General features: G+C 72.4%; 17 protein-coding genes, 2 pseudogenes and 4 riboswitches. Of the genes and pseudogenes, 6 read left to right on the forward strand and 13 right to left on the reverse strand.

Annotated elements, in window-relative coordinates; translation table 11 throughout:
* Window positions 1-210: 210 nt before the first annotated feature.
* A complete protein-coding gene (locus tag GA0070623_RS02820) occupies window positions 211-2,943 on the forward strand; it encodes a DEAD/DEAH box helicase (RefSeq protein ID WP_089003883.1) in 2,733 nt (910 codons plus the stop codon).
* 52 nt (window positions 2,944-2,995) lie between these two features.
* Window positions 2,996-3,895, forward strand: a complete 900-nt coding sequence (locus tag GA0070623_RS02825; RefSeq protein WP_089003884.1) for an endonuclease/exonuclease/phosphatase family protein — start codon at window positions 2,996-2,998, stop codon at window positions 3,893-3,895.
* Between the two features lie 75 nt (window positions 3,896-3,970).
* A riboswitch (cobalamin riboswitch) is annotated at window positions 3,971-4,111 on the reverse strand.
* 67 nt (window positions 4,112-4,178) lie between these two features.
* On the opposite strand, the gene GA0070623_RS02830 is transcribed toward GA0070623_RS02825, so the two are convergent.
* The 9 genes and pseudogenes from GA0070623_RS02830 to GA0070623_RS02870 form a co-directional block, all read right to left on the reverse strand.
* Complete coding sequence (locus GA0070623_RS02830) at window positions 4,179-5,111, reverse strand: ECF transporter S component (protein WP_067309716.1); 933 nt, start codon at window positions 5,109-5,111, stop codon at window positions 4,179-4,181.
* Window positions 5,108-6,745, reverse strand: a complete 1,638-nt coding sequence (locus tag GA0070623_RS02835; RefSeq protein ID WP_067309713.1) for an ABC transporter ATP-binding protein — start codon at window positions 6,743-6,745, stop codon at window positions 5,108-5,110. The genes GA0070623_RS02830 and GA0070623_RS02835 overlap by 4 nt, the downstream gene beginning before the upstream one ends.
* Entirely contained in the window at window positions 6,742-7,983 is a 1,242-nt protein-coding gene (locus GA0070623_RS02840; RefSeq protein WP_157517562.1) for a CbiQ family ECF transporter T component, read from the reverse strand. The genes GA0070623_RS02835 and GA0070623_RS02840 overlap by 4 nt, the downstream gene beginning before the upstream one ends.
* Window positions 7,976-8,885, reverse strand: a pseudogene (locus tag GA0070623_RS02845) (hypothetical protein). The gene GA0070623_RS02840 and the pseudogene GA0070623_RS02845 overlap by 8 nt, the downstream one beginning before the upstream one ends.
* Window positions 8,882-10,327, reverse strand: coding sequence for a cell wall anchor protein (locus tag GA0070623_RS02850; RefSeq protein WP_067309709.1), 1,446 nt, complete (start codon window positions 10,325-10,327; stop codon window positions 8,882-8,884). The pseudogene GA0070623_RS02845 and the gene GA0070623_RS02850 overlap by 4 nt, the downstream one beginning before the upstream one ends.
* A gap of 362 nt (window positions 10,328-10,689) precedes the next feature.
* Window positions 10,690-11,175, reverse strand: a complete 486-nt coding sequence (locus GA0070623_RS02855) for a hypothetical protein (RefSeq protein ID WP_067309705.1) — start codon at window positions 11,173-11,175, stop codon at window positions 10,690-10,692.
* A 32-nt stretch (window positions 11,176-11,207) separates the two neighbouring features.
* Window positions 11,208-12,251, reverse strand: coding sequence for a peptidase (locus tag GA0070623_RS02860; protein WP_067309702.1), 1,044 nt, complete (start codon window positions 12,249-12,251; stop codon window positions 11,208-11,210).
* A gap of 101 nt (window positions 12,252-12,352) precedes the next feature.
* A riboswitch (cobalamin riboswitch) is annotated at window positions 12,353-12,525 on the reverse strand.
* Window positions 12,526-12,695: 170 nt separating this feature from the next.
* Window positions 12,696-12,900: riboswitch (cobalamin riboswitch) on the forward strand.
* A gap of 232 nt (window positions 12,901-13,132) precedes the next feature.
* Window positions 13,133-15,370 carry a 5-methyltetrahydropteroyltriglutamate--homocysteine S-methyltransferase gene (metE, locus tag GA0070623_RS02865; RefSeq protein WP_067309699.1) on the reverse strand — a complete coding sequence of 746 codons (2,238 nt, stop codon included), beginning with the start codon at window positions 15,368-15,370 and terminating at the stop codon, window positions 13,133-13,135.
* 114 nt (window positions 15,371-15,484) lie between these two features.
* Window positions 15,485-15,697, reverse strand: a riboswitch (cobalamin riboswitch).
* Window positions 15,698-15,817: 120 nt separating this feature from the next.
* On the reverse strand, window positions 15,818-16,594 hold the full coding sequence (locus tag GA0070623_RS02870; protein ID WP_067309696.1) for an alanine--tRNA ligase-related protein: 777 nt from the start codon (window positions 16,592-16,594) through the stop codon (window positions 15,818-15,820).
* Window positions 16,595-16,651: 57 nt separating this feature from the next.
* Here GA0070623_RS02870 and def point away from each other — a divergent pair, with 57 nt between their 5' ends.
* The 4 genes and pseudogenes from def to GA0070623_RS02890 all read left to right on the forward strand — a co-directional run bounded on the left by def (window position 16,652) and on the right by GA0070623_RS02890 (window position 20,601).
* Window positions 16,652-17,200, forward strand: a complete 549-nt coding sequence (def, locus tag GA0070623_RS02875) for a peptide deformylase (RefSeq protein WP_067309693.1) — start codon at window positions 16,652-16,654, stop codon at window positions 17,198-17,200.
* 285 nt (window positions 17,201-17,485) lie between these two features.
* Window positions 17,486-18,670 (forward strand): annotated as a pseudogene (locus GA0070623_RS02880) (MFS transporter); the annotation flags it as partial.
* A gap of 339 nt (window positions 18,671-19,009) precedes the next feature.
* A complete protein-coding gene (locus GA0070623_RS02885) occupies window positions 19,010-20,221 on the forward strand; it encodes a hypothetical protein (protein ID WP_157517561.1) in 1,212 nt (403 codons plus the stop codon).
* Window positions 20,222-20,397: 176 nt separating this feature from the next.
* Window positions 20,398-20,601 (forward strand): hypothetical protein, encoded by a 204-nt coding sequence (locus GA0070623_RS02890; protein WP_067309687.1) that lies wholly within the window; start codon window positions 20,398-20,400, stop codon window positions 20,599-20,601.
* A 176-nt stretch (window positions 20,602-20,777) separates the two neighbouring features.
* On the opposite strand, the gene GA0070623_RS02895 is transcribed toward GA0070623_RS02890, so the two are convergent.
* From GA0070623_RS02895 to GA0070623_RS02910, 4 genes are all read right to left on the reverse strand, one after another.
* The gene (locus tag GA0070623_RS02895) at window positions 20,778-20,957 is read right to left on the reverse strand and encodes a hypothetical protein (protein ID WP_089003885.1); all 180 of its coding nucleotides are present in this window, start codon (window positions 20,955-20,957) and stop codon (window positions 20,778-20,780) included.
* A gap of 193 nt (window positions 20,958-21,150) precedes the next feature.
* Entirely contained in the window at window positions 21,151-21,969 is an 819-nt protein-coding gene (locus GA0070623_RS02900; RefSeq protein WP_067309681.1) for an ABC transporter ATP-binding protein, read from the reverse strand.
* A gap of 44 nt (window positions 21,970-22,013) precedes the next feature.
* Window positions 22,014-23,036, reverse strand: a complete 1,023-nt coding sequence (locus GA0070623_RS02905) for a FecCD family ABC transporter permease (RefSeq protein WP_067309678.1) — start codon at window positions 23,034-23,036, stop codon at window positions 22,014-22,016.
* On the reverse strand, window positions 23,033-24,058 hold the full coding sequence (locus GA0070623_RS02910) for a FecCD family ABC transporter permease (protein WP_084261368.1): 1,026 nt from the start codon (window positions 24,056-24,058) through the stop codon (window positions 23,033-23,035). The genes GA0070623_RS02905 and GA0070623_RS02910 overlap by 4 nt, the downstream gene beginning before the upstream one ends.
* Window positions 24,059-24,081 lie beyond the last annotated feature (23 nt).

Genomic DNA, 24,081 nt, shown 5'->3' on the forward strand with positions numbered 1-24,081 from the left:
CCCGCGCCCCACCATCGTCGCCGCCTACACCAGCGAACCCCTGCGTCCGCACCAACAGGACGCCATCGACACCGCCACCGACCTCGTACCCCGTATCGCCGCGCCTGTCACTGCGCAGGCCCTGACCACCAATCGGGCCTGGTGATTGCTGTGGCCGGGCCGTTCGGTGTTTCCCCTGCCCACCTGTCTTGCCGAGGACCGACCTTCCAGATGGCCCGTACCTACACCCCCGAACTCATCGCCGCCGCCGTACGCCAGGTCGAAGCCGTCCGCGCGACAGGGCAACGCGGCCCGATCAGCACCGTCGCCCGGGAACTCCGCCTCGACCGCCGACTCCTGCAGTCGTGGGTGACCAAAGCCCACGCCCATGCCGCCGCAGCACCCGCTGTCCCGGCCACCGACGTCCCGGTCCTGCTTCCTGACGGGCTGCTGCACTGCGGGTTCTGCCGGCAGCCGATGTCGGCGGTGTTCACCTGCGCCGGGCTCGTCTACGACTGCCCACCCCCATGCCGCCGACCCGCACTGAACGCGACCGCCGTCGCCCACACCGTCGGTGCGGTGGTGTTGCGGCATGCCGCGCACCTGGTGCCCGCGCTCGCCGACCCGAAGGGGGCGAGTGCCGCCGCCGGTCACGCCCACCGGCTGATCACCCGGATCGTCGCCGGCAGCGACCCCGGGGATCTGCGGATCACCTGGCCCACCAGCCGGCCACCTCGACGCGTCCCACCCGGACACCTCCATCTCGCTCGCAGGCTCACGGGTAGCGATCCGCAGCGCACCCGCACCATCCTGCGGAACATCCTCGCCGGCATCGACCCCGCCGGCACCGCCACCGAGGTGTTCCATGCCGACGCCGCACACCTGCTGGCCCCGCTGTTGCACGGCCAGGCGGCGGTCCGCTGGGCCGACTACGCCCACCGCAGCTTCACCCATCTGCACGGCCCGACGGATCCGCTGACGCTGGCCGCCGCGCATACCCTCGCCACCGCCCACCGCCGGGTGGGCCATCACCAGCGCGCCTACCACCTGTTGCGGGAACTCGCCGAGCACCTGGCCGCCAGCGCCGGACCCGACGCGCATCCGACCCTCGCCGCCCGGGACGGCAGGGGACAGGTGATCGCCGCCTGCGGGACCGGGAAGACGTTGATCGCTGCGCATGCGGCGGTGCGGTGCTGCCCTGCGGGCCTGGTAGTGATCGTGTGTCCGTCGCTGGCGCTGGTCGGCCAGACCCTGCGGGTGTGGCGGCCGGTCGGCGTCCACGCGGCGGCGGTGTGCAGCGACACCTCCGTCGCCGACGTCGCCGGTCACACCGACCCGATGACCTGCCCGGTGCTGGCCGGCACCGACGAGGTCACCGCCTGGCTGCACCGTGCCCCGCCCGGGCGGATGCGGCTGCTCGCGGTCACCAACACCTCCGCCACCCGGGTCGGCGCCGCACTCCACGCGGCCGGCATGACCGCCGACCTGCTGATCGTCGACGAGGCGCACCGCACCGCCGGCCTCGCGGGTAAGACCTTCGCCCGCGTCCACCACGACACCCGCCTCCCCGCGAGGGTGCGGCTCAACATGACCGCGACACCCCGCATCATCACCGCGCACCGCCGCAAGGAACAGCCCCACGAGGTGCTGTCCATGGACGACCCGACCGTGTTCGGACCCGTCTGGCACCGCTACCCGTTCGGCCAGGCCATCACCGACGGCTGGCTCGACGACTTCCGCATCGTCGTCGTCGGCGTCCGCACCCACGACGCCCTACGGGTCCTCCAGAACACCGACGACGACCAGATCACCGCCATCGGCGACGCCCCCCTACGCACCGCCGTCGTGCAGACAGCACTCCTGCGCGCCGCCACCGAGTTCGGACTACGCCGGGTCCTCGTGTTCACCCCCCGCGTCGCCGACAGCCGAGAATTCGCCCGCACCCTCGCCCACACCGCCACCCGCCTCCCCGCCACCCAACAACCCCAGGGCCGACTCACCACCGGTCACGTCGACGGCCAGCAGAACCTGCGTCAACGACAGATCCACCTCGACCACCTCGCCGAACCCCCCGACGACGGATGGACCGTCATCTCCTCCGCCCGCGCCCTCACCGAAGGCGTCGACGTCCCCGCCGTCGACGCCGTCGTCCTCACCCGACCCATGCGCTCCACCGTCCAAGTCGTCCAAACCGTCGGACGAGCCCTCCGCCGCAACCCCCACGGCAGCGGCATCGCCACCATCCTCGTCCCCCTGCTCCTGCCCGACGACCCCGCCCGACTACCGCACGCCGACGACGAGTGGATGGCCGCCCTGCAGGTGCTGTGGGCGATGCGCGCCCACGACGACACCCTCGCCGCCGACCTCGACACCCGCCACCGCCACGCCCGCACCACCACCGGTGCCCGGCAACCACGGCTCCCCGAACGGGTCCTGCTGCGCATGCCCGACGGATACCTCACCGACACCCTGCTGCGGGACATCACCATCCGCGTCCTCGACCACGCCACCACCGGCAGAGCACCCACCCCACCCACCGAAAGCTGGACAGCAGGCATCACCGCCGCCCGCACCTTCCGACACCGCGAAGGCCACATGGACGTACCCCGCTACCACCGCGAAGACGACATCGACCTCGGCGGGTTCATCCACAACTGCCGCAGCCGATACCGACGCGGCGAGCTCACCCCCGACCAGGTACTCACCCTGGAACAGTGCGGCATCACCTGGCGGGTCTTCGACGCCCGCTGGCAGCGGTACCTCGCCGCGTTCACCGCCTTCCAACGACGTGAGGGACACCTACGGATACCCCGCCACCACCACGAAGGCGACATCAACCTCGGAAACCTCGTCCACAACCTCCGCAAACAACGCAAACGCAACCTCGTCCCCCGCGACCGCATCGACGCCCTCAACGCCCTCGGCTTCACCTGGACGCACCCCACCAGCAGAAACAACCCGTGATGCCACCGCCATCACCGGCCACCACCCAAGACACCGCAACCGGGAGCACCCGATGAGCGTCGACCTCGACCTGTCCCTGTTCAACTACGAAGCCGGCGGACTCCAACCCGACGGCACCTACACCTTCACCCCCCTCGCCCACGCCTTCCTCAACGGACCACCCCCCGACCTCCTCATGCTCTGCGAAGCGAAATTCTGGCATGCCCGGGGCAGACGACCCCTGCATACCGCCATGGCACACCTCACCGAGGTGACCGGACGCCCCTACGTCGGGGAACTCCACACCGGAGCACTCGCCACCGCGGTCATCTACGACCCGCGTGTCCTGCGCCTCGACGCCGCCGAAGAACCCGAATTCCCCGACAAACGCAACCTCACCCGCTTCAGCCTCCGCACCGACCCCACCTACCAACTCCACGTCTACACCGAACACTGGCCCCACGCCGACCCGGAACAACGCCTCGCCCGCGCCCGACTCCTCGCCACCACCGGCACCAGCCCCACCCCCACCCTCATCGCCGGAGACCTCAACTCCACCAGCTCCGGCCCCCACCTCCCCACACCCGACTGGACCCACATCCCCACCAGCACCCGCGACCACAAAGCCCACCACCACCACGGAACCTGGCACGCCGACACCCGCGCCGTCGACCGACTCATCGGCACCTGGAACACCCCCACCAACCAGCGCGTCAATGGCGCCGGATACCACCACCTCGCCGAACTCGACCCCCACACACCCACCCCACTACCACCCACCACCAACGGCCCCCACGGCCTCCACATCGACTACATCCTCGCCAACGATGCTCTCCTCAACACCGCCACGGTCGTACCCGGCACCTACACAGTCCACATCCCACCCGACGACCCCACCACCTGGCCCTCCGACCACCGCCGCATCAGCTGCACCCTCCGCATACACCCCACCCACACCACCAGAGAACAGTGACGACGGACCTCCACGACGAACGCCTGCCCACCTCGCGGCAGGATCGAGACGGACGTGCCGGCCGGGCGGAAGCTCAGGTGCCAGCCGCGATGCCGATGACAGCGCAACCGCCTCCTGGCTGTCGCTTCCCAGGCCCCGGTGGGCCCAGTGCTGATGACGGCGGTCGTTCCCACTCACCGCTGCGGGGGGCGGTCCCGGATTCCCACCGGGTTCCCTCTGCCGACGCCCGGACGTGACTCCGCCCGGGCGAACCAACGCCAGGAAACAGCCTGTCCACGCCAGGTCAGTCCGCCGGTCGCACCGCATCCCGCCCTCGGCCGGTAGGTGAGGCCACGCCTACGGCGGAACCCGTCACGCCCTCCGCTGCCGCCACCGGCGTCCCGGGTGGCGGCAGGGTCGTTGACGGAGCCGGTGTCAGCACGGGGGCGGCGAAGGTGACCGGGGCGTCGAACGCGGCCCGCCGGGCGGCCCGCCGCAGCGCGGCGAGCACCGCCGGGCCGGCCAGCACGACCGCCACGGCGGTGGTGATGGCTCGTCCGGTGTCCCAGCCGAACGTCGAGGTGACGGCCGTGAACACAGCGAAGCGGTGCAGATTGTCCAGCACCGGCGCACCGGCGACGTAGGAGAGTTGAGTGTCCGCGCCCAGGCTGAACGGCCAGAACCACAGATTCATCAGCAGGCCGTAGCCGTAGGCGGCGAACGCCCCGTACCCGGCCAGGACGGCAACCTCAGCCCGGCCGCGCAGCCGCGCGGGGAGCAGACCAGCACCGAGACCCACCCAGGAGGCGCACAACATCTGGAACGGCAACCACGGACCCACCCCGGCGGTGAGCAGCGCGGAGGCGAACAGCGACGTCGAACCGAGGAGAAAACCGAAACCCGGCCCGAAGACCCGACCGGCGAGGACGAGCAGGAAGAACACGGTTTCGATGCCTGCGGTGCCGGCGCCCAGGGGGCGCAGCGCGGCGTTGACGGCGGCGAGCACGCCGAGCATCGCCAGGGCCTTGCTGTCGATGCCACCGGAGCTGAGTTCGGCCAGGACGAGCGCCATCAGCACCGGCAGCATGACGAGGAAGACCAGCGGGGCTTCCCCGGTGCGGGCGGTGCCCTCCGGATGCGCGGGAATGAAGAACGGCCAGGTGAAGGTCGCCAACGCGGCGGCGGAGGCGAGGGCCAGCACCACGGCGGTGCGCGGCGCGACCCGCAGCACACTCATGCCGGCTCCCGGGGCGGACCCAGCGCGGCGGTGACCTGCTCGACCGTCAGCCACGGCGCCGGGGCGAGGACCTTGGCCACCTGTGGGGCGAACGCCGGTGAGGCGAGCATCACCTCGGCCGTGGTGCCGTCGGCCACGATGTCCCCGTCGGCCATCACGATCACCCGGTCGGCGAGGATCGCGACAAGCTCGACGTCGTGCGTCGCGACCACCACCGCCCGGTCGGCCGCGGCCAGCCCGCGAACCAGGTCCACGAACTGTCGCTTGGCGAGATAGTCCAGACCTCGGGTCGGCTCGTCGAGCAGGACCACCGGTGGGGCGGCGGTGAGCTGCACCGCGAGTACGAGCGCCAGCCGTTGCCCCTCGGACAGGTCACGGGGGTGCCGGTCGCCGGGCAGACCGGGGGTGAGCCGGTCGAGCAGGGCGCGGCAGGTGCCGGCCGCCGCGCCGGTCTCCCGATCGGCCTGGTGGCACTCGCTGTCCACCGTCTCCAGGTAGAGCAGGTCTCCCGGGGTCTGCGGGACGAGTCCGACGTGCCGGCGGGCCTGGCCAGCCGACAGCTGCTTCGGATCGACAGGACTCCGCCCCTCACCGGCATCGACGGTGACGGTGCCCCGGTGCCGCGGGCCGCTGCCCTGCACCGCCCAGAGCAGGCTCGACTTACCGGATCCGTTGCGACCCATCAACGCGACGACCCGGCCGCGATGCAGGTCGAGGTCGACGCCGGCCACGGCCACCGTGCCCGGATACCGCACGACGACCTTCCGGGCGGCCAGCACCGGGGGAGTATCCGGGGTCGACGTCGGGTCGGGAGGTGCCGTGCCGGCGAGCCGTCGACGCAGGAAACCGGCCTGTCGGCGGGCGTCGCGGACCGACAGCGGCAGCGGCGTCCACCCGGCCAGCCGGCCCAGCTCGACCAGCGGTGGTGCGAGGTCGACACCGGCCAGCACCGTCGCCGGCTCCCCGTCGACCACCCGGCCGTCGCCGGGCAGGTAGAGCAGCCGGTCGGCGTACTGCACGACCCGTTCCAGACGGTGTTCGGCAAGCACCACGGTCACGCCCAGGTCGTGCACCAGCCGGGTGACGGCGGCGAGGACATCCTCGGCGGCGGTGGGGTCCAGGGCGGAGGTGGGTTCGTCGAGCACCAGCACCCGGGGGTGGCTGGTGAGGACCGCGCCTATCGCGACCCGCTGCTGCTGCCCACCGGACAACGTCCGCAGCGGCCGGTGCCGCAGCTCGGCGATGCCGAGCAGGTCGAGGGTCTCCTCCACCCGCTTACGCATCACCGCCGCCGGCAGGGCCAACTGCTCCATGCCGTACGCCAACTCCTCTTCGACGGTGTCGGTGACGAACCCGGACAGCGGGTCCTGGCCGACCACACCGACGACGTCGGCGAGATCGCGGGGCGGGTGCCGGCGGGTGTCCCGGCCGTCGACGGTGACGCTGCCGTACAGGGTGGCGCCGGTGAAGTGCGGCACCAGCCCGTTGATCGCCCGCAGCAGCGTCGACTTGCCGGCCCCGGTACGGCCGGCGACCAGGCACAGTTCGCCCTCCTCGACCCGCAGGCTCACCTCCCGCAGCGGCGGTGGACCATCGTCGGTGTAGCGGACGGTCACCCGGTCGAATGTGATCACGGGTGACCTCCGGGTACGGGTGTCGCCGGGTCGCTGACACGGGTGGGTGTCGAGACGGCGCTGACCGGTGTGTCCGCCATCGGCGCCCGGGTCGACGGCGACCCGGGCGGTGGCGGTGCCAGCCAGGCCGGCCCCGCCGCTGCCACGACGGCGAGCAGCATCAGCGGCGTCAGCTCGGGCCAGGTGAGCGGGCTGACCGGAGGATAGAGCAACTCCGGGGCGACGGAACCGGCGAGCAGGGTCAACGCGGCAGCGGCGACACCACACCCGGCCACCAGCAGCTCGGCGGGACGCCACCGGTCCGGGCGGTAGCGGCTACGCCGGACCCGCCGGCCGGCCAGCAGCATCCCGGTCACCGCGACGGCCAGGCCGGCAAGGAGCATCGGTAGACCCAGGTAGCCGGATCCGGTGGTGTCGAGCAGCCCGTACGTGCCGGCGCAGACACCGACCAGCCCACCGAGCACCAGCGCCCCCGTCACGGCACGCTGACCGGCCGGCACCGCCGCGGTGCGGCCGTAGCCGCGCGAGTCCATCGCCGCCGCGAGCGCCAACGACCGGTCCAGGGCGTCGGCCAGCACCGGCAGGGCAATTCCCCGGAGCGCACGCATGCCCCGGCCGGCCGCGCCGCGCAGCCGACGCGCCCGACGTACCCGCAGCACGCTCTCCACCAGTTGCGGCGCGACCGACAGCGCCACCACCACGGCCGTGCCCACCGCGTACAGAGCCCCGGGAACGGCCTTGAGGAGCCGTTTCGGGTTGGCCAACGCGTTGGCGGCACCCAGGCAGACCAGCATCGTGGCCAGTCGAAGCCCGTCATAGAAGCCGCCGAGGACCTGTTCGACGGCGACCGGCCCGAACAACCGGATGCCCGCCGCCCACTCGGGCAGCGGGATCTCCGGCAGCGACACCAGCAGGTGCTCGCCCTGCCCGCCACCGAAGACGATCCGGAACACCACCCGCATCACGATGATCACCGCGCCGAGGACGAGGTACATCCGGAACGCCAGCGCCCACGGCGCATCGGTGCGCCGCCGGATCACCGCCAGCGCGGCGACGGCGACGAGCAGCGCCAACAGCAACGGATTGGTGGTGTGGCTGGCCGCCGTGGCCAGGCCGAGCGCCCACAACCACCATGCGCCCGGATGCAACCCCCGGGGTAGCCGCGCGGCCGACCAGGGGCGCAGGTCGCGCCCCGGACCGGCCGTAGCCGCGTCAGCCCCGGCCCGACGGTCAGTCATCGGGGTCGGCGGTACGCCGTCGCCGGGCGGTGACCACGCCGCCCGCGGCGAGCGCGGCCAGCAGGAGAACCCCGGCGATCGTGCCCAGCGGCAGCCCACCGTCGCCGCTGTCGGAGGAGGCGACCTCGGTCACCGCCGGATCGCCGGCCGTACCGCCCGATGAGCCGGTGACACCTCCGGGTGTCGCCGCCGACGCCGATGTCGAGGGCGCCGCCGCCGACACGCCGGGTGTCGCCGTGCCCACCGGGGCGGTGCCCGGCGTGTCGGCGGGAGGCACGGCGGTGGTCCGACCGGCTCCACCGACCGGTGGGACGACCGGGTTGCCCCCTGCGGCGGGCGGTGGCGCGGACGGCCCGCCTCCGGCCACCGGTGGGGTCGGCGACGCCGGTAACGGAGGTGTGGGGGCCGGCCGTTTCGGGGTGATCCCCGGCCGGGGGGGCGTCGCTGGCGTTGCGGTTGAGTGAGAAGGACCAGCCCTCGAAGCTGCCGGCCGGCGGCTTGCGGTTGAGGACGCCCTTGTCGCTGTACGCCCAGCCACCCCCGTTCGCGGCATGCCAGTACGACCAGTAGGCGCTGGCCGGCGGGGTGTCCACGCACTTCTCCGAGGCCGCCGACGGCTTGCCGTCGATCCGGCAGATGAACCCCTCACCCCAGCGCAGCGTGCCGGTGATCTCGAAGCCGGCGTTCTTGAGTGCCGCAAGACCGGTGGCCTGGCTGCCGGAGGCACAGCGCACCACCGCGCCGCCGCCCAGCTCGTGGAAGTCGACCACGACGGTGACGCCGGAGGCATCCGGGCAGTAGCCGGCCGACCCGGCAGCCGCAGCCGGGCTGCCCGGCCAGGACACGGTGATCGCCGCGGTGAACACGGCGATCGTCGCGGCATGAGCGGCCCGGCTGCTCATGCCGCCCGCCGCCGACGTCCGAGCACCAACAGCACCACACCGCCGCCGATCAGCAGCAATGCGACCAGCACGTACCCGATGATCGCCGCGCCGGTGGTGGGGAGACCGGGCAGCGGGGGAGCGGCCGGGGTGGTGGTCGGCGCGGCGGTGTCGGTCGATGACACGGTGGGGGAGGGCGTCGCCGGGCTACCGGTGGCGCTCGGGCTCGGACCGGCCGGGGTCGTCGTCGGTGTCGGTGTGGCAGAGGTGGTCGGAGTGGCAGAGGCGGTCGGCGTCGGAGTCGCGGTGCCGGTCGGCGTCGGCGACGTCGGCGGCAGGTCGAGACCGATGCGGCCCAGCGGCACCTGGGCGAGTCCGAGGAGGGCCTGCGCGGTGGCCCTGCGCCACTGGTCCCGGTCGGTGTCCGTGATCCCGGCCGTGACGGCGCTGGTGAACGACTCGGCGTGGTAGGCGATCGCCCCCGCGTCACCGGCGGCAGCACCACCGTTCGCCGCCGTGAGCTGCACCCCGGCCACCGCGTGTGCGGCCTGTGCGGCCTGGCTGTCCCGGCCGGCAGCGGCGAGCGCCTGCCCGGCCAGCCCGGTGCTGTTGGAGTTCGCGCCGGTGGTCGGGCCGGAACCGCCGAACGAACCGTCGGCGTGCTGCTGCCCCACCAGCCAGTCCGCGCCCCTGCGGGCGGCGTCGCTCGCCCCGGTGGCACCGGCGTCGGCGGCGGCCAGCAACGCCTGCACGGCCATCGCCGTCGAGTCGACGTCGAGGGTCGCGCCCGGCTGCTCGTCGCAGGACGGCGAAGGGCCGTCCGCGGTGTCCGGGTAGAGCCGGAAGCCTCCGGCCGCGCACTGCTGCCGGACGAGGAAGTCGACGGTGTCCTGCGGCAGGTCACCGCTGCGGGCCAGACCCAGCACGGCGAAGGACTGGTCGAAGGTGTTGCTGGCGTCCGGTCCACTGTCGGCCGTGGTGCGACTGGTGATCCGTCCCCGCTGGTGACCGGCGTCCGCCCCGGCCAGCAGGGACAGCGTCACCGCCCGCAGGTCGTACCCGCCGAAGTCGGTGGGGTCGGCACCGGCGGCGGACGCGACGTAGAGCAGCTTCGCGGTCGCCCCGCCGTCGGTGAAACCCTCGATGCCCCAGTCGTCGTAGCTGTTGTAGGACCGGACGTGCGCCGCGACCTGCCCGGTCGCCGCCTGTCGCGTCGGTGCCGACCCGCCGGTGGCGGACATCGCGATGATCCCGTCGATGGTCAGGCCCCAGTCCTGGCCAGCGTACGGTCCGGGCAGCGTGCCGTCGGCGAATTCACCGGCCAGCCACGAGGTGGCGTCACGCGCGGCGGCGGCATCGGCCGGGGCGGGTGCGGCCACCCCGGCCAGGGGCACGGCTGCCGTGACGACGGTCGTCGCCACGATCGCGCCGAGACCGGTGGCGAGACGCCGGGACAGAAGCATGGGAGTGCCTTTCGCAGAGCGGTCGGTGAGAACTCCGGAACACACCCTCCCCGGACCCGTCATCCCGCTCCGCGCGCTGCGGCGAGCGGGGTGAACGGACCGTCGACGGCAGCCCGGACCTCACCCTGTAGACCTCGACAGTGGAAGCCGCTCGTCCCGGGCGGGGCATTCCGGCTCGCGAGAGGACCCCTCGCTCACGGTTGCGGGTCAGCGCCGGCCTCTACCGGCTTCCCCCCACACGGGACGTATGCAGTTGAGCACCCGGCGCACCGGATGTCGACACGGTACCGCCCTGGCGTCACAGGACGCCAGGGCGGCAGCCGGCAGCCGACGCACCGGCCACACCAGGGCTGCGGTCCGGGTCAGGGTGCGGCGATGCTCGGCGCGGCGCCCGCCCCGAACGCCCAGCCCTCGACACTGCCCGGAGCCGGGTTGTAGCCGCTGGCGCCCGAGGAGCTGTAGGACCACGACCCGCCCGCCGGGGCATGCCAGTACGACCAGTAGGCGGTGGCCGGCGGCGTGTTGACACACGGGTCCGTCGCGGCCGTGGGCTTGCCGTTGATCCGGCAGACGAACGCCAGACCCCAGCGCGAGGTGCCGGTCACCGTGAAACCGGCCCCCTGCAGGGCGGCCACCCCGGTGGCCGGGTCGCCCAGGGCACAGGCGACCTGCACACCCCCGCCGAGCGCGGCGAAGTCGACAACGACGGTGACCCCTGAGGTGCCGGTGCAGGCTGCGGCGTGCGCCGCCTGGGGCGCGGGCTCCACGGCGGTCAGGGCGACGGCGGCGACGGCGGCGGCCACCAGGCTGGCGAGCCGTACACGGACGATGGATCGGAGACGGAACACAGGTCCTCCCGGGTTCGGGTCGGCGCGACAGGTCAGGGACAGGTGAGCACCGGTGCGCCGGAACCGGCGGTCGCGGCGGAGAGCGTGGCGTAGCCGTCCCCGGTCAGGCCCAGGACGGCCTGACCGGTGGCGCGGGTGGCGGTGGCCGGGTCGAAGGTGCCGTCGTCGAAGTCGACCGCGCCCCGGTCGGCCGGCGCTGCGCCGCAACCCACCTGCAGGCCGACCAGGAACGCCCGTGCCCGCGCCCAGGCCAACGGCCGGTGGCCGGTGCGCAGCGCCTGCGCAGCGAGCCCGGTGCTGTTGGCGTTCGGGACGCCCGACGAGTCGGCGAAGCTACCGTTGGCGCCCTGCACCGACACCAGCCAGCGCAGCCCGGCGGCAGCGGCGGCCGGGCGGCCCGCCGCCTGGAGCGCCTGCACCGCCAGTGCGGTGGCGTCCACATCGGAGGTGCACACCGGCTGGGCGGGCAGCAGCGGGTATCCGCCGTCCGGGCAGCGGGTCCCGGCCAGCCAGGTGGCGGCGGTTCCGGGCGCACCCTGCGCGGTGCGGTCCAGGGCGAGGATCGCGAAGGACTGGCTGAACGCGTTGCTGTAGTTCCCGTACGCCGACCGGTCGGTGAACCGGCCGCTGGACGATTCCAGCCCCCGCAGCCGGGCGATCAGGTCCACCCCACCGACGTCGGTCGGGTCGCCCCCGCGTACCTGCACCGCGAGGGCGAGTTTCGCGGTCGCGCCCACGTACGCCTCGGTGCCGCCGTCACCGACGTAACCGTCGCGGACGTCCGGTCGGGTGACCCAGGCCAGCGCCCGTGTCCCGAAGTCGTCGGCGACACCGGCGGCGGCGAAGGCGAACACCGCGTCGAGGGTCAACCCCTGGTCGGGGTAGGCGACGCCGTCGAAGACCACCTCGAATCGTTCACCGTCGACGAGTTGCCGCGCGAGCCAGCCGGCGGCGGCCCCGGCCCGGTCGACGCCGGGATGTGCGGGTACGGCGGTCGCGGGCGTGGCGAGGGTGAGAGCGACGAGTACGCCGCAGAACAGGGCGAGCAGGCGGTGCCGGCTCAGGCGGACGACCATCGGAAGCGCCTTTCCGGCCCGGCGGTCGTCAGAACCCGGACGACCACCACCGGCAGGCAGGATCGACCGGCCTCCGACCCGTGGGCCACGACGGGTGGGGAACGGACATCACGCGTGCGGCGGGTATTCGGGCTCGCCGTCAGGGTGTCTGCCACCTCGACGACCTACCGTTGCGGGCCAGCGCCGGACTTCGACCGGACTTCCCCCGCGCACGCGTTGCTGCAGTTGTCGCGACAGTCTGATCTCCCGCGACACCGGATGTCAATGCGCAACCAGGCGAACACGGCTGGTGAGAGTTGGCACAATGGTCGTCCATCCCGGACGAAGACGACCGTACTCGCACCACCCGACGCGAACATGGTCACCGACGGCGCATTCACTCACTGCCGCCCCCGGTAGGTGACGCTGCGGCAGGAAGCGCCGCCGTGTCGGAACCCGACGCGATATCGTGACACCGCAGTCGGTCCGCCACGCCCACCAGGTGGCGGCGCAAGCGGGAACCCGGTGCGAGACCGGGACTGCCCCGCAGCAGTGAGTGGGAACGACCGCCGCCATCAGCACTGGACCCACAGGGCCTGGGAAGCCACGGCCGGTAGGCCTGAGCACGACGCCCACGACTCCGAAGACCTGCCCACTGCCCACGTGCATCCGCACGCGGAGAGCTCGGCGACCTTCGCGGGCGGGTCGGCCATCGGCGACAGCACGACATCCGGTGCTGCGCGCGACCGCACCGCTCCCTGTCGAGTTCACCCGACTCGGCAAAGGAGACGGACACCAGCCGCACCCAGGGCACTCACCCGAGCCGCCCGGGCCTGCCCGTAGGCGGAATGCGCAGGAGGTACGGGCGGACTCCGTGAGGGAGCCCGCCCGTACCTGCCCGATCAGCTCCGGCGGACCTCGATGGCGGCTGCGACCAGGTGTCGGAGGGACGCCTCGACTTCGGCGTAGGTACGGGTCTTCAGACCGCAGTCCGGGTTGACCCACAACCGCCGGGCGGGCACGGCCGCGACGGCCCGGTGGAGCGCGTCGACCACCTCATCGTGGGGCGGGATGCGGGGCGAGTGGATGTCCCACACCCCGGGGCCGACGCCCCGGCGGTAGCCGATCGCGGCGAGGTCGTCGAGGATCTCCATCTTCGAGCGGGACGCCTCGATGCTCGTGACATCGGCGTCGAGAGCGTCGATCGCGGTGATCACCTCGCCGAACTCGCTGTAGCACAGGTGGGTGTGGATCTGGGTGTCGTCGGCGACGCCACTGGTGGCGAGACGGAACGCGTTCACCGCCCAGTCCAGGTACGCCGTCTGGTCGGCCCGGCGCAGCGGCAGGGTCTCCCGCAGGGCGGGTTCGTCGACCTGGATGATCCGGATCCCGGCGGCCTCCAGGTCGCGGCACTCGTCGCGCAGCGCGAGCGCGACCTGGTCGGCGGTGTCGGCCAGGGGCTGGTCGGTACGGACGAACGACCAGGCCAGGATGGTGACCGGGCCGGTGAGCATGCCCTTGACCGGGCGGTCGGTCAGCGACTGCGCGTAGGTGGACCACTCGACGGTCATCGGGGCACGGCGGGCCACGTCCCCGTGGATGATCGGCGGGCGGACGCACCGGGAGCCGTAGGACTGCACCCAGCCGTGCGTGGTGGCGGCGAAACCGTCGAGCTGCTCCCCGAAGTACTGGACCATGTCGTTGCGCTCCGGCTCACCGTGCACCAGCACGTCCAGGCCCAGCCGCTCCTGCAACCGGATGACCTGCTCCACCTCGGCGCGCATCCGCTGCGTGTAGCCGGCGTCGTCGAGAGTGCCGGCGCGGTGTGCGGCACGGGCCCGGCGCAGCTCGGTGGTCTGCGGGAACGAGCCGATCGTGGTGGTCGGCAGGTCCGGCAGCCCCAACCGTTCCTGTTGGCGGGCGGCCCGCTCGGCGTAGTCGCCGCGGTGCCGGTCGGTGGGGCGCAGCGCCGCCAACCGGCCGCGTACGTCATCGTGCCGCCACGCCGGCGGGACGGACGGCGGCGGGGCCGGCAGGCTGGTGGTGCCGTCGCGCAGCGCCCGGCCGAGCAGGACCACCTCGTCGACCTTCTGCCGGGCGAACGCGAGTCGAGCGGACAGTTCCGGGTCGAGGGAGGTCTCGGCGGACAGGTCGACCGGGACGTGCAGCAGCGAACAGGACGTGGACACCGCCACGTGGTCGGCCAGTCCGCCGACCGTGGCACCGGCGGCGACAGCGGCGCGTAGATCCGTGCGCCAGATGTTGCGCCCGTCGACCAGACCGGCGACGACGGTCCTGCCGCGCAGGGGACCGGCTGCGGCGAGCCGGTGCAGGTTGCCCGGGCCGGCGACCAGGTCCAGGCCGACCGCCTCGACCGGGGTGTCCAGCAGCGCCGGCAGCGCGTCGCCGAGGTCACCGAAGTAGGTGGCGACGAAGATCCGGGGGCGGTGGGGCAGCTCACCGAGGCGTCGGTAGGCGTGCCGCAGACCGTCGATCTCGGCCGGGGTGCGGTCGGCGACGTAGGCGGGTTCGTCCAGTTGGATCCAGGCCACGCCCGCGTCGGCCAGGGCGGTGAGGATCCGGGCGTACGTGTCGACCAGGTCGTCGAGCCGGGCGAACGGGTCGTCGCCCTTGGCCAGCAGCAGGAAGGTGGCTGGCCCGACCAGCACCGGACGGGTGGTGATGCCGAGGTCACGTGCCTGCGCATACTCGCCCAGCGCCTTTGCCGGATTCGCCGCGAACACGGTGTCGGGGTCGATCTCCGGCACCAGGTAGTGGTAGTTGGTGTCGAACCACTTGGTGAGTTCCAACGCGGGCGCGGCATCGACACCACGGGCCATGGCGAAGTAGGTGTCGAGGTGACCGAGGCCGAGCCGGGCGAACCGGCGGGGGACCGCACCGACCGCGACGGCGGTGTCGAGCATGTGGTCGTAGTAGGAGAACGTGTTGGACGGGATCGCGTCGAGCCGGGCGTCACGCAGCGTCCGCCACACCTCGGCCCGCAGCCCGGCCGCGACGTCCTCCAGGCCCGCGGCGTCCAGCGTGCCGGCCCAGTACGCCTCGACGGCCTTTTTCCACTCGCGGTGGGAACCGATACGGGGATAGCCGAGCACGGTGCTCTGCCCGAATGAGGTGGTCACAGGTGGTCCTTCCCTCGCGGTGTCCGACGACCACCCGAGAGGAAGACGGATACGCCACGGCGTAACCGGCATTCCGCCCTGGCCCTCCCGAGAGGCCGCCGACGGCGCGTACCGGCGGTACGCGCAGCGCTGGCAGGTCTTCGGACTCGTGGGCGTGACACGGGGTCGCCTACTGGCCGTCGCTTCCCAGACCGTGCGGTCCAGTGCTTCGTTGACGGCGGTCGTTCCCACTCACCGCTGCGGGGCAGTCCCGGTCTCGCACCGGGTTCCCTCTTACGACGCCCCACCCGCGCACGGGAGGGGCGAACCAGCACCGCCCGCGATCCTACCGCCCCACCGCCGCCCGCCGCGGCCGGCGTCCGGGGCGCGTGCCAGACGTGTTCGTCTCCGGGCCGGATCCTGTTGTGCGGGTGCCGGACGGTGGCGGCGGGACCTGGGGTGGTGGGGTCAGTCGGCGGCGGCGAGGGCGGCGATGCGCAGGGAGATCTCCCGGACGATGACGGGTAACTCCCTACCGGTGTGGTCGCTGGTGATCGCGAGGGCGAGTTCGGTGAGCAGGAGGAAGGCGTGGGCGCGTTCGGCGTCGTCGGTGAACGCGTCGGTGAGCGCCTGCTCGCGGGACCACTCGGCACCGATCTCGACGACCCGGACGGTGTCGTCGTAGGTCTCGCCGAACAGGGCCAGGGCGCCCTCGGCGCGGGCCTGTGCCAGCGGCAGGTGGCCCTTGACCGGTCGCTGCACGTCGATGATCTCGGCGCGCAGGTTCGGGCCGGTGAGCAGGCCGGCGTCGGAGTCCTGTCCGCCGCTCTCGGCGTAGAACGGGGTGCGGTCCAGTGCGACGGTGACCATGTCGCCGGCCCCGGCGGTGTCCACCGTCGCGCCGCCGGACCAGATCGCGACGACCCGGGATTCGGTGTCGAGCGTCTCGTAGGCCAACCAGTCGGTGGGTCCGTGCGCGTCCAGCACCGTCCGGTAGGCCGACAGGTCGGTGTGGCCGGTCTTGCGGGCCTTCGCGTCGGCCTTCGCGCGGGTGCGCTGCTCGGTCGTCAGGGCCCGGAACCCGTCGGCGTCCACGGTCAGGCCCTGCTCGTTGGCGATCTCCAGGGTGAGGTCGATCGGGAAGCCGTACGTGTCGTGCAGTTGGAACGCCTTGTCGCCGGGCAGTGACGAGCGTCCGGTTTTCTGACCGCCGCCCGGCCCGACCCCGTGCCTGGCCAGCTGCATCACGCAGCAGGAGAACCCTTACTGCCCATGCTTGGCAGTTGCCTATGATGGGCAACTGTGCAGACCTCGACCGGCATTCCGCGCCCGATCACCCGTTACGGCACCCCCGTGCTGCATCGCCGCTGTGCCGAGGTGACCGACTTCGACGACGCCCTCGCCCAGCTCGTCGCCGACATGTTCGCCAGCATGTACGCCGCCCACGGTGTCGGTCTGGCCGCCAACCAGATCGGCGTCGACGCGCGGATCTTCGTCGTCGACTGCCCCGACGCCACCGGCGCCCACACCGTCGCCACCGTCGTCAACCCGGTGCTGCACCTACCCGAGCACCGCGAGCTGGTGACCGACTCCGAGGGCTGCCTGTCCGTGCCCGGCCAGCACGCCGACCTGGCCCGCTGCGCCACCGCCACCGTGACCGGGTTCGACCTCCACGGCCGGGAGATCCGGCTGGACGGCACCGGCACCCTCGCCCGCTGCTTCCAACACGAGGTCGACCACCTCGACGGCCTCGCCTACGTCGACCGGCTCCCGACCAGGCTCCGCAAACAGATCCTCGCCGCCAACGCCGAACACCCCGGCGTCGGCGCAGGCACGGCGCAGGACGCCTGACCGGTGCCGATCGTCCTCGGCATCGAAACCTCCTGCGACGAGACCGGTGTCGGCATCGTCGCCGACGGCGTGTGCTGAGTGTTGCGCCGGCGGTAGTCTATCGAAGACGGTGAGTGACAGTGGGGAGATGAGATGCGCCTCGACATGGTGACGGTCGTCGTTTCGCTGCGAGAGCAGACCGCCCGCTCATCGCTCATCCCCGTCGGGTAGCCCGGCGGCGCGGTGCTCCTCGCCGCGAGACGGTCCCTGGATCCGACCGTTTCCGATCTGGCTCGAGGAGTTCTTTTGCGTTCCCTTGTATCCGCGCGTTTCGGCGCGGACTTCATCCGTCTGTGGACCGCTTCGGCAGTGTCGAACATCGGTGACGGTGTCACCATGGCCGCCGGACCGCTGCTGGTCGTGTCAGTCAGCAACGATGCCCGGCTGGTCGCCGGTGCCGCCTTTGCCCAGCAACTGCCCTGGCTGCTGTTCGCTCTGGTGAGCGGGGCCTATGTCGACCGGCTCGACCGGCGGCTGCTCATCGTGGTGGTGAACCTGGCCCGCGGCGTGGCCCTGGCCGCCCTGGCAGCGACCGTCGCGACCCATACGGTCACGGTGCCGATCATTTACGCGGTGGTGTTTCTGCTCGGGACCGGCGAGACTCTCGCGGACACCGCCATGAGGGCGCTGCTGCCGGCCGTGGTCGTGCCTGAGAGGCTGCCCAGTGCCAACGCCCGGCTCGCGGCCACCTTCACCATCGGTCAGCAGTTCGTCGCCAAGCCGCTCGGCGCGTGGTTGTTCGTCGTCGCAGCCGCCGCACCATTCGGCTTCGACGCCCTGACGTTCGTGGTCGCCGCCGTGTTGATTGCGGGCATTCGCCCGGTGCCGCCGGTGCAGCAGCCTGGGCCGCGGACCACGCTGCGCGGCGAGATCGTCGATGGGGTGCGGTGGTTGTGGCGGCAGCGTCTGGTGCGGACCTTGGCGATCAGCATGGGCATCGGCAACCTGGCGTTCTGCGCGGCGTTCGCGGTGTTCGTCATCTACTGCCGGCAGCGGCTCGGCCTGTCCGACGTCGGCTATGGATTCCTGCTGACCGCGTTCGCCGTCGGTGGTCTGTTCGGGGCCACGGTCGCGGCGAAGCTCGCCCACGCGTTCGGCAGCACTGCGGTGCTGCGGGCCGGACTCGTGATCGAGGTCGTCACGCACGTCACCCTGGCGGTGACGACGACACCCTGGGTGGCGGCCGTGGTGCTGGTGGGCTTCAGCATCCACGCCATGGTGTGGGGTGTGATCGTCACGTCGATCCGCCAACGGGTGGTTCCTTCCGGCCTGCGTGGCCGGGTCGGCGGCGTTTATTCGCTACTGGATCTGGGGGGAGCCGCACTGGGCTTCCTCCTCGGCGGCCTTCTGGCGGGCGCCTGGGGAATCACGACTCCGTTCTGGATCGCCGCCGCGGCCATGACCGTGGTGACGGTCGGTGCTTGGCGTCCGCCCGCGAAGCGACCGCATAGCTCCGACTCCCGCCGGCTCTCAGACAGCAGCGCCTTGCTGTCTGATCTGGACCCCCTATGGTTTCCGGCAGCCGGTGTCGGAGGCCCGCCAGGAGCCGCCGTGCGTCGACGACGTCCGAGGTGCACCGTTCCCCGGACCGGGGCTGGCTGGGGGACAGGGCGAGCGCCGCCTCGGCCGCGCCAACGCCGGACAACGCCGAGTCGTCGCTCCCGCGGATGCGGAACCCGCGTCGGGAAGTCGACCGGATCGGCTTGTCGACTGTGGTGACGCGAGTGATCCTCATGATTCAAGGCATTGCTCCTGCCACGAGAGGACACCATGAGAGGCAGCACCATGGTCCGCCGGATGCTGGCGACCGTCGCGACCGTCGCGTTGGCCGTCACGGTCGGCACCACCCCGACGGCCGCAGCGGCCGGGCCGGAACCGGCGGCGACGCGGTCCGCGACCGGCGGGCAGCTCCTCACCCGCTCCGCCACCGACACCGCCCCACCCCCGGTACGGACCATCGTCGGGACGGTCGCCGTCGGTGACCGCTATCCGTACGTCTTCACCATCGGCACCGACGGCAACCTCTGGATCAACTGGCAGGACCAGACCCAGGGGTGGAACTGGTCCAACATGGGCACCCCGCCGGGAGTCGGGATCCGGATGCCGGTCGGCGTGACCATCGTGGACGCCTTCAGCCGGCCGTACGCCTTCGTCCTCGGCACCGACGGCAACCTCTGGAGCCTGTGGAGGTCGCTCACCGCGTGGCAGTGGCGCAATCAGGGCGCACCACCCGGATCGAACTTCGTGAGCTGGCCGAGCTTCGCCGCCGTCGCCGTGGACGGCACCAGCCCGTACATCTTCGTCCGCAGCGACGGCGACGAGACGATCTGGGTCAACCGGTGGAACGGTGCGGTCTGGTCCTGGGCCAACCTCGGCTCGCCCCCCGACGGCATCTCCGCCTACGGACCGCTCGGCGTCCTGCTGGAAGAGGGCACCCCACAGGTCTACGTCGTCGGCAACTACGGACACCTCTGGAGCACCCGGGTCGACGGTCAGGCCGCGATCTGGAACGACCTGGGAAATCCCGGGGTCAGCCTCGACTCCGGCAGCAACGCCCTCGGCGCGCAGAACGCCATCCAGGTGGCGCCGAACGCCCGGCCGTACCTCTTCGCCCTCGGCTCCGACCGCAACGCCTGGATCCGCTGGCGGTCCGAGGCCGGATGGCAGTGGCACAACCTGGGCTCACCCCCGGGGCAGACGCTGGTATCCGCCCCGCTCGGCGTCCTCTCGGTCGACGGCACCTCCCCGTTCTCCTTCCACCGTACCGGTGAGGGCGGACTGTGGATCAACTACTGGGACGGGTCGAACTGGTACTGGAGCGACCAGAACCCACCGTTCCAGCCGGCGGGGGGCGGCTCAGCCGTGGTCGCGCCACAGAACTCCAGCCGACCGGCGCTCTTCCTCCTCGACACCGGCGGCAATCTGTGGAGCCGGTGGTGGGACGGGAGTTGGTGGAACTGGACCAACCGCAGCGCCACGTAGCGGGTCCAGCCTTGACCGTGGTCGGCCGCCGTGTCGTCCGTTCCGCTTCCGGGTGGCGATCTGGTCGTGGGATTCGGCCATGACCGTGGTGACGTGCTCGTCCCGCAGGACGGTCCGGTTCGCGCGAGCGGCGTACGCCTTGTCCCCCTGCAGCCGTCACTACCTAGACTGGCCGCATGAGGCAGGCGGTGAAGGATCTGACCTGGTCCGAGCACTCCGAGTGGTTCGGCCTGGGTCCGCTGGCGCTTGCCGTCCTGGCGGGCATCCGCGCCGTGGTGGCCGACGAGCCCTTCGACCGCTGGGCATGGACCACCATCGCCGTCCTCATGCTGATCCTCTGCGCCGGCTACGTCATCTGGACGAAGAGAAAGCGCTCCTGAGACCTGGCGTTTACGCCGGTCGATGTCCCGGTCGGCCCTGCTGGGAATGGTCGCTGTGATTCCACGCCGGCGTAGGTGGCGACGGTTCGCGCGGGACGGGTGAGCCTTATCCGCAAGTAATCGGTCGGCTCCCATGCCAGCTTGCCGGTGTCCCGACACGACGATCAGGCGTGTCATCAGTTGCGATACGTGTCCAGCAGTACCGCACATCTGACGCGATGGAGCAGGGTCACCATCTCGGTATCCAGCGCGATCCCGTCCTGCGGAGCGCGGGGGGTCCAGCCGATGGTCAGATCTATGTCGCATTCCCGCAGGTGCTCCAGCACGTCAAGTCGATCGCGCAGGAACTCCATCACTGTTGTCAACTGGTCCGCGAGGTCGACCCGGCTGTCCTCCGTCAGGTCCGTGGCCCAAGGACGACCGGGGGAGCCACGCTACGTCTGCCCAGCATCGTGGCAACCCTGCGCCAGAGGTGACCGGCGCGGGTTGATACGCCAGGCGTGGAGAACTCCCCGCGTTCAGCGGAACCCGCGCGGGGAGTCTCGCCCGTCACCCGTCGCGGACGGGGCTGGCCGGGCGGGGGCGGGACGACTCGGGAAACACCGCGGGCGTGCCCGTCACCGGATCGGACACGACCCGGCAGCGCAGCCCGAACACGTCGGCGACGAGGTCCGGGGTGAGCACCGCCGACGGGGGACCGGTCGTGGTGACCCGGCCGTCGTGCAGGACCACCAGGTCGGTGGCGTAACGGGCCGCCTGGTTGAGGTCGTGCAGGACGGCGACCACGGTCCGACCGCCGGCATGCAGGTCGGCGAGCAGGTCGAGGACCTCGTACTGGTGGGCGATGTCGAGGTAGGTGGTCGGTTCGTCGAGCAGCAGGATCGGGGTGTCCTGCGCCAGCAGCATGGCCAACCAGGCGCGTTGCCGCTGACCCCCGGAGAGCTCCGCCAGCATCCGGTCGCCGAATGCGGTGGTCCTGGTGGCGGCCAGCGCCGCGGTGACCGCCTGTTCGTCCTGCGACGTCCAGCGGCTCAACGCCGATCGGTGCGGGTGCCGCCCGCGCAGCACCAGATCGGTGACGGTCATCCCCGCCGGTGCCTCGATCCCCTGGGGGAGCAGCCCCACGGTGCGGGCGTACTGCCGTCGGCGGTAGCCGTGCACGTCGCGGCCGAGAACGGCCACCCGGCCCGCGCTCGGCCGCAGCACCCGGGCGATGGTACGCAGCAGGGTCGACTTGCCGCACCCGTTCGGCCCGATGAAGACGGTGAAGCTCCCCTCGGCGATCCGCAGGGAGACGTCCCGGCAGACGCTGCGCCGGTCGTAGCCGACGGTGACCGAATCCAGCTCGATCGTGGGTGGGGCGGTCATGGTTGCCTCCGGAATGGCGGTGCGGTACGGGACGGGCGGGCAGCTCACCCGGGCCTGCCCCGCCAGGTCCAGGCCAGGACGAGAGCCAGGTAGCCACCGCCGACGACGCCGGTGACCGCGCCGACGGGCAGTTGCTGCCCGGGGACGAGCCGTTGGGCGAGCTGGTCGGCGGCGAGCAGGAGCACGGCGCCGAACACCGCGCTGGTGGTCACCAGCGGAGCGGCGACGCGGGTGAGCCGGCGGGCCAGGTGGGGGGCGGCCAGGGCGACGAAGCCGACCGGTCCGGCGCCGGCGACCCCGACGGCGGTGAGCGCGACCGCCAGGGCCGTCGCGGTGAGGCGTTGCCGGCGCACGGGTACGCCGAGGCTGAGTGCCTTGTCCCCGCCGTTCTCGATGAGTCGCAGCCCCCGGGCCGCCAGCACGGCGGGTGGCAGCAGCACGGTGAGCGCGCCGAGCAGCAGCGGCAGGTGGTGACCGCTGCCGTTGAGGCTGCCGACGAGCCAGACGGCGGCGTTCTGCGCGTCGGTCACCTCGGCCCGGGTCAGCAGGTAGGCGTTGACGGCGGTGAGCAGGGCGGCCAGGCCGATCCCGACGAGGATGAGGCGTTGCCCGGTCCCGCCGAGCAGCAGGGCCGCCCCGGCGACGGCGGCACCGCCGAGCACCGCGCCCACGGCCGGGGTGAGGCGGGTCTCGTGGAGGACCAGCAGGACGACCAGCGCGCCGGTGGCGGCGCCGACGGTGAAGCCGACGATGTCGGGGCTGCCGAGGGGGTTGCGGCTGACACTCTGGAAGAGGGCACCGGCCGCGCCGAGGGCCGCCCCGACGGCGAGCGCGGTGCCGATCCGGGGGAGCCGCAGCTCGAACAGGACGAACCGCAGGCCGGGGCTGCCGCCCCCGGTCAGCGCCGGCCACAGCTCGGGTAGCGGGGTGGCGTACCGGCCACTGGTCAGGGCGACGACCGCCAGCCCGACGCCGAGGGCCAGCGCGACGAGGCAGGCCAGGGTGGCGCGGCGGGTGTGCCGGCGGCGGGCGCGGCGGCCCGGAGCGCTGGTCGGGACGGTGGTCATGGGCGGGGAATCCTCCGGGCGCGGACCAGGGCGATGAACACGGGGGCGCCGATGGCACCCATGACGATCGCGACCTCGATCTCTCCGGGGCGGGCCAGCAGCCGGCCGATCACGTCGGCGGTGATCAGCAGGAGCGGGCCGAGCAGGCAGGAGTAGGCGACGATCCACCCGAGCCGGGGGCCGCAGATCGCCCGGGCGGCGTGCGGGACGGCCAGTCCGAGGAAGCCGATCGGGCCGGCCACGGCGGTCGCGCCGCCGCAGAGCAGGGTGGTGGCGACCAGCGCGAGCAGCCGGGTGCGGCCGGGGCTGACACCCAGCGCGGTGCCGCCCTCGTCGCCGAAGCGCAGCACGTCCAGTGGTCGGATCACGCCCACGGTGACCACCAGGCCGGCGAGCAGCGCCGGTGCCGCCGTGAGCAGGGCGGACAGCGGCTGGTCGGCGAGGCTGCCGACGGCCCAGAAACGGTACCGGTCGAAGGCGGTCTGGTCGATCAGGGTGACACCGGCGACGGCCCCGGTCAGGCAGGCGCCGACGGCCGCGCCGGCCAGGACCAGCCGGCCGTCGTCGGCGGTGCCCGGGCCCCGGGTGCCGCCGATGGCGGTGACCAGGCCGGCGGCGACGCCCGCGCCGAGCAGGGCGAGCAGCAGGTGTCCGCTCTGACTGGTCACCCCGGCGAGGATGCCGGCGACCACCGCGGCGGCGGCTCCGGCGTTGACGCCCAGCAACCCGGGGTCGGCGAGGGGGTTGCGGGTCAGCACCTGCATCAGGGCGCCGGCCAGGGCCAGGGCCGCTCCGACACAGACCGCGATCGCGGTACGGGGTAGCCGGACCTCCCGGACGATCAGGCCCGCCTCGCTGTCGCCGGGGGAGACGAGTTCCCGCAGCACGGTGCCGGTCGTCAGGGGCAGCGCGCCGACGGCGAGGCTGACGGCGATCGCGGCCAGCAGGGCCAGCGCGCAGGCGAGCAGGCCGGCGGCGAGCAGGCGGGGGCGGCGTAAGCCGGCGGGGGTGGCGACCGACACTGTGACTCACTTCATGGTGGAAC

This window comes from Micromonospora rifamycinica (assembly GCF_900090265.1).
In the GTDB taxonomy this organism is placed as follows: domain Bacteria; phylum Actinomycetota; class Actinomycetes; order Mycobacteriales; family Micromonosporaceae; genus Micromonospora; species Micromonospora rifamycinica.

Bases quoted from the DNA above. Each gene is read 5' to 3' on its own strand.
- GA0070623_RS02820 (WP_089003883.1), top strand. From the start codon at position 211: ATGGCCCGTACCTACACCCCCGAACTCATCGCCGCCGCCGTACGCCAG.
- GA0070623_RS02825 (WP_089003884.1), top strand. From the start codon at position 2,996: ATGAGCGTCGACCTCGACCTGTCCCTGTTCAACTACGAAGCCGGCGGA.
- GA0070623_RS02830 (WP_067309716.1), bottom strand. From the start codon at position 5,111: ATGAGTGTGCTGCGGGTCGCGCCGCGCACCGCCGTGGTGCTGGCCCTC.
- GA0070623_RS02840 (WP_157517562.1), bottom strand. From the start codon at position 7,983: ATGACTGACCGTCGGGCCGGGGCTGACGCGGCTACGGCCGGTCCGGGG.
- GA0070623_RS02850 (WP_067309709.1), bottom strand. From the start codon at position 10,327: ATGCTTCTGTCCCGGCGTCTCGCCACCGGTCTCGGCGCGATCGTGGCG.
- GA0070623_RS02860 (WP_067309702.1), bottom strand. From the start codon at position 12,251: ATGGTCGTCCGCCTGAGCCGGCACCGCCTGCTCGCCCTGTTCTGCGGC.
- GA0070623_RS02870 (WP_067309696.1), bottom strand. From the start codon at position 16,594: ATGCAGCTGGCCAGGCACGGGGTCGGGCCGGGCGGCGGTCAGAAAACC.
- GA0070623_RS02885 (WP_157517561.1), top strand. From the start codon at position 19,010: ATGAGAGGCAGCACCATGGTCCGCCGGATGCTGGCGACCGTCGCGACC.
- GA0070623_RS02890 (WP_067309687.1), top strand. From the start codon at position 20,398: ATGAGGCAGGCGGTGAAGGATCTGACCTGGTCCGAGCACTCCGAGTGG.
- GA0070623_RS02900 (WP_067309681.1), bottom strand. From the start codon at position 21,969: ATGACCGCCCCACCCACGATCGAGCTGGATTCGGTCACCGTCGGCTAC.
- GA0070623_RS02905 (WP_067309678.1), bottom strand. From the start codon at position 23,036: ATGACCACCGTCCCGACCAGCGCTCCGGGCCGCCGCGCCCGCCGCCGG.